Origin of the sequence: Kitasatospora cystarginea, assembly GCF_039533515.1 — a bacterium.
GTDB lineage: Bacteria > Actinomycetota > Actinomycetes > Streptomycetales > Streptomycetaceae > Kitasatospora > Kitasatospora cystarginea.
Window position 1 is genome coordinate 1 of sequence record NZ_BAAATR010000118.1, and the last position, 3,951, is coordinate 3,951.

The following is a 3,951-nucleotide window of genomic DNA, read 5'->3' on the forward strand; positions in this document are numbered from 1 at the left end:
ATCATGCGGTCGTAGGCCTCGAGTGCAAGGGCATGGACCTTCTCGGATATCCCCAGTTCAGCCCACTGCTTGACGCGGCGCCGGATGGTCCGACCGGCCCGCCTGGGCTGCCCCACCCACCATTTGCCGGTCGGTCTAAGGTGGTAACCACAGCTCGCTGTTACTAGCAATCGGAGTACCAGGAACCCATGTCGGAAACGGCCGCCCGGGCCAGAGAGCTCGGCGACCTGCTGCGGTCGCGCCGCGAGCGGCTGCGGCCCGACGAGCGCAGCCAACGGTGTTAGCGAGCGGGGGCGAGGGAGAGGAACGGTCCGCCCGGCGCGGGTCGGCCGCCTGCGGGCGACGGGTTCCACGCGATGCGGACGGTTGTGCCCTTGTCCAACCACACGGAGGCACCGTGTGCGGCGTGGCGCAGCACGATGCCGACCGCGTACGCCTGGTCCCAGTCCGTCGGGGCGTGGTACTCGGGGTCCAGTACTGGTAGGAGTCTGTGATCGACTGATCTGAGTTCATGAGCCTGGCGGCCCGCGATGTCACCGACAGTGGTCGCCGTGGGCGTACTTCTTCCAGGTGCTGTCGGCCTCGGCGGCGAGGGCTTCGGCGTGGACGGTGTGGTAGCCGAGCTTCGCGGCGACCACGGACGGGGGCGCCTGCAGGACGAGTTGCCGCAGGGCGGCGGTGCGCCCGCGCAGAGCGGGGATGCCCGCAGCGGCAAGGCGCCTGCCGAGCGTCGCGGGGTCCGCCGATGGGACCGGTCTGGTGGCGCTACGGCCTCACCGGCCGTGTCCCCGCGGCCGCCACGGCGGCGCCGGTTGTGGGGGCACGCGTGTCAGGGTCCGCAGACGGCGTAGGGGGTGACGGTGGTGGAGTTGGTGCTCTGGTTGTCGGCGAAGATTTGCCAGGTGTTGCCGACGGGCCGGCTGGTGACCTCGGTGGGTGGGACGGCGCCGCCGCTTTGCTGGTATCCGCCGCCGGTGATCACGTGGCCGGTCGGGCAGCTGGCCGTGGCCACGACCGGGACCCTGGCTGTGGCCATCCCGAAGGGGCGGGGGCCGACGGGGACGGTGGCGGTGACGGTGTCGGTGGCGGTGTTGATCACCGACACGGTGCCGTCGAACTCGTTGGTGACATAGGCGCGGGTGCCGCCCGGGCTGACCGCTACCCCGAAGGGGTGGACGCCAACGGGGATGGTGGTGGTGACGGTGTTGGTGGTCGTGTTGATCACCGACACGCTGTTCGAGTTGAGGTTGGAGATGTAGGCGGTGGCGCCGTCGGGGCTGACCGCCACCGTCTGCGGGGTGGTGCCGACGCCGATGGTGGCGGTGACGGTGTTGGTGGCGGTGTTGATCACGGACACGTTGTTGGAGCCCTGGTTGACGACGTAGGCGGTGGTGCCGCCGGGGCTGACGGCCACCGCGACCGGTTGGGTGCCGACGCCGATGGTGGCGGTGACGGTGTCGGTGGCCGTGTTGATCACCGACACCGTGTTGTCAACGATGTTGGTGACGTAGGCGGTGGTGCCGTCCGGGGTGAAGGCCACTCCGAACGGGCCGGCGCCGACGGTGATGGTGGTGGTGACGGTGTTGGTGGCCGTGTTGATCACCGACACGTTGTGCGAGTTGGAGTTGGCGACGTAGGCGGTGGTGCCGGCCGGGGCGACCGCCACCCCGGCCGGGTTGGTGCCGACGGGGATGGTGGTGGTGACGGTGTTGGTGGTCGTGTTGATCACCGACACGCTGTTCGAGGCCGCGGCGTTGTTGGTGACGTAGGCGGTGGTGCCGTCCGGGGCGACCGCCACCGCGAACGGGTTGGTGCCGACGGGGATGGTGGTGGTGACCGTATTGCTGGACAGGTTGATCACCGACACGTTGTTCGTGGTGAAGTTGGCGACGTACGCGAAGGTCCCCGACGTCGCAGCGTGGGCCGGGGCGGCCGCCGTCACCGGCAGTGCCACGGCCCCCAGCACGATCAGTCCCGCCATCAGAGCGCGCACCCAGGTCTTCCATCGCAGGGCCCGGCCCGGGCCCGTATCGTGCCGTGCCGGGCCGGGCAGGCGTCGTTTCCCAGAACTCAGCATCGCCGTACCTCTCGCTCGAAGAACCGGAAGGGTGGCGACGCAGGCCCCGGGGTCGGAACGGCCCGCACGACGACGGCGCACGCGGCCGACAGGGCCGGCCCCACCACGGCCACCACCTGGGCCCACGGCCGTGGGCCGTGCCCGGGTCGCGTGTTTTCGCGTCTCATCGCCGGCGCGTCTTCGCCCTTACCGGTCGGGGCGGTTTCGCCACCGCGCTGACAGGACCTCGATGGGCCACAGGCCACCGTGCCGTCAGAGTAAACACATTTGCGAGGAATATGATGGTTCGACACTTTCCATCCGCGTGATCCGGCCCGCATGTGTGCGACATCCCGCGAGTTCTCTTGAGCCCCGCTGAGTGACCGAGGCCGTGGCCAGGGGCTTCTTCCTCCTTCGAGTGCTCCGCTGGGCTGTGACGTAACTTCGGGATTCCTGAAGCGTTCTCAGCTCGTGCGACCGATCTGCGGTCCGGTCGAAGGCGAGGAGGCGCGAGTTGGCGGCGCTGGCGGTGGTGCGGGACCTACGCGAGTACCGGGATCCGGCCTCGGCGGAGGAGCTGGAGCGGTTCGAGACCGACGTGCTGGCCGGCTTCGTCCTGGCCCGGGCGTCGGCGGGGCTGACGGACGGGACGATCCGCGGGGACGTCGGGCATCTGGAGCAGGTGCGGACCTGGTTCGGCCGCCCGCTGTGGGACATGGAGCCGGCCGACGCGGACGCGTACTTCGGGCGGGTGCTGCGGGGCTCGCCCAGCGGCACCCACCTGGCTCGCTCCCAGGCCCTGAGCACGTACTTCCTGTTCCTGGAGCTGCGGCACAAGGTCGAGATCCACCGGATGACCGGCCGGGTCGTCGAGTGCCCGATCGACGAGATGAACCGCCCGCGTGGCTCCAGGGATGCCCAGCTGCGGATCCCGCCGACCGCTCCGGAGATCGGCCAGCTGTTCACCGGCTGGGGCGGCGAGCTGGCGACCTGCCGCAAGTTCGCCCCCACCGCCAGGAACTACACCGCCGCGAAGCTGATGTCCCAGGTCGGACTGCGGGTGAGTGAGGCGTGCGGGCTCGACCTCACCGACATCAAGTGGCACCTGGGCCGGTTCGGCAAGCTCCACGTCCGCCTCGGCAAGGGCGCCCGCGGCTCGGGGCCGCGCGAGCGGATGGTGCCGCTGATCAACGGTGCGGACCGGACGCTGCGGTGGTTCATCGAGGACGTCTGGGGCCAGTTCGACGAGGACCACACCCGCCCCGGCACCCCGCTGTTCCCCTCCGAGCGCAGGAACGCCGACGGATCGTCGCGCCGGGTGGGCGACGACGCCCTGCGGAACGGTCTGGCTGTCGCCGTCGAGGCTCATCTTCCGTGCTGGGCAGAGAAGTTGACGCCGCATGTCCTGCGGCACTTCTGCGCGTCCGAGCTCTATGCGGGCGGCCTGGACCTGCTCGCAATCCAGGAGGTTCTGGGACATTCCTGGATCGCCACGACGATGCGGTACGTCCACGTCCAGCAGACCAGGGTCGAGGACGCCTGGACGGCCGGGCAGCAACGGGCCGCGAAGCGGCTGGAAGGACTGATGGGATGAAGTGGAACCTGCGGCTGACCGCTGCCAACAAGGGCATCTGGAAGGCATCCGAGCTGCAGCGGAGCCTGGCAGAGCACGGTCTGGTCGTCTCCGCCGGGAAGATGTCCGGCCTGTGGTGCGGCCAGCCGGTCTCCCTGAAGCTGGAGGACCTGGACGTCATCTGCGTCGTGCTCGGCTGCGAGATCGCCGACCTGCTGATCCCCGAGCCGGAGAAGGTCTCCCGCCCCGGGCAGCAGGAGACCGGGCGTGCCGTCGTCGCGGCGGCGGGGCCGGCGGTGGTGCCCCGCCGCCGCGACGGGCG

General features: G+C 70.1%; 3 protein-coding genes and 1 pseudogene. 2 read left to right on the forward strand and 2 right to left on the reverse strand.

What is annotated here, in order from left to right:
- Both ABD369_RS40130 and ABD369_RS40135 read right to left on the reverse strand, forming a co-directional pair.
- Positions 1–98, reverse strand: a pseudogene (locus tag ABD369_RS40130) (IS5/IS1182 family transposase); the annotation flags it as partial.
- Positions 99–829: 731 nt separating this feature from the next.
- On the reverse strand, positions 830–1,993 hold the full coding sequence (locus ABD369_RS40135; RefSeq protein WP_344641584.1) for a beta-propeller fold lactonase family protein: 1,164 nt from the start codon (positions 1,991–1,993) through the stop codon (positions 830–832).
- 577 nt (positions 1,994–2,570) lie between these two features.
- Here ABD369_RS40135 and ABD369_RS40140 point away from each other — a divergent pair.
- Positions 2,571–3,650, forward strand: coding sequence for a tyrosine-type recombinase/integrase (locus tag ABD369_RS40140; protein ID WP_344641585.1), 1,080 nt, complete (start codon positions 2,571–2,573; stop codon positions 3,648–3,650).
- On the forward strand, positions 3,647–3,951 hold a 305-nt coding region (locus ABD369_RS40145), incomplete at its 3' end, for a helix-turn-helix domain-containing protein (RefSeq protein WP_344641586.1). The genes ABD369_RS40140 and ABD369_RS40145, both read left to right, overlap by 4 nt.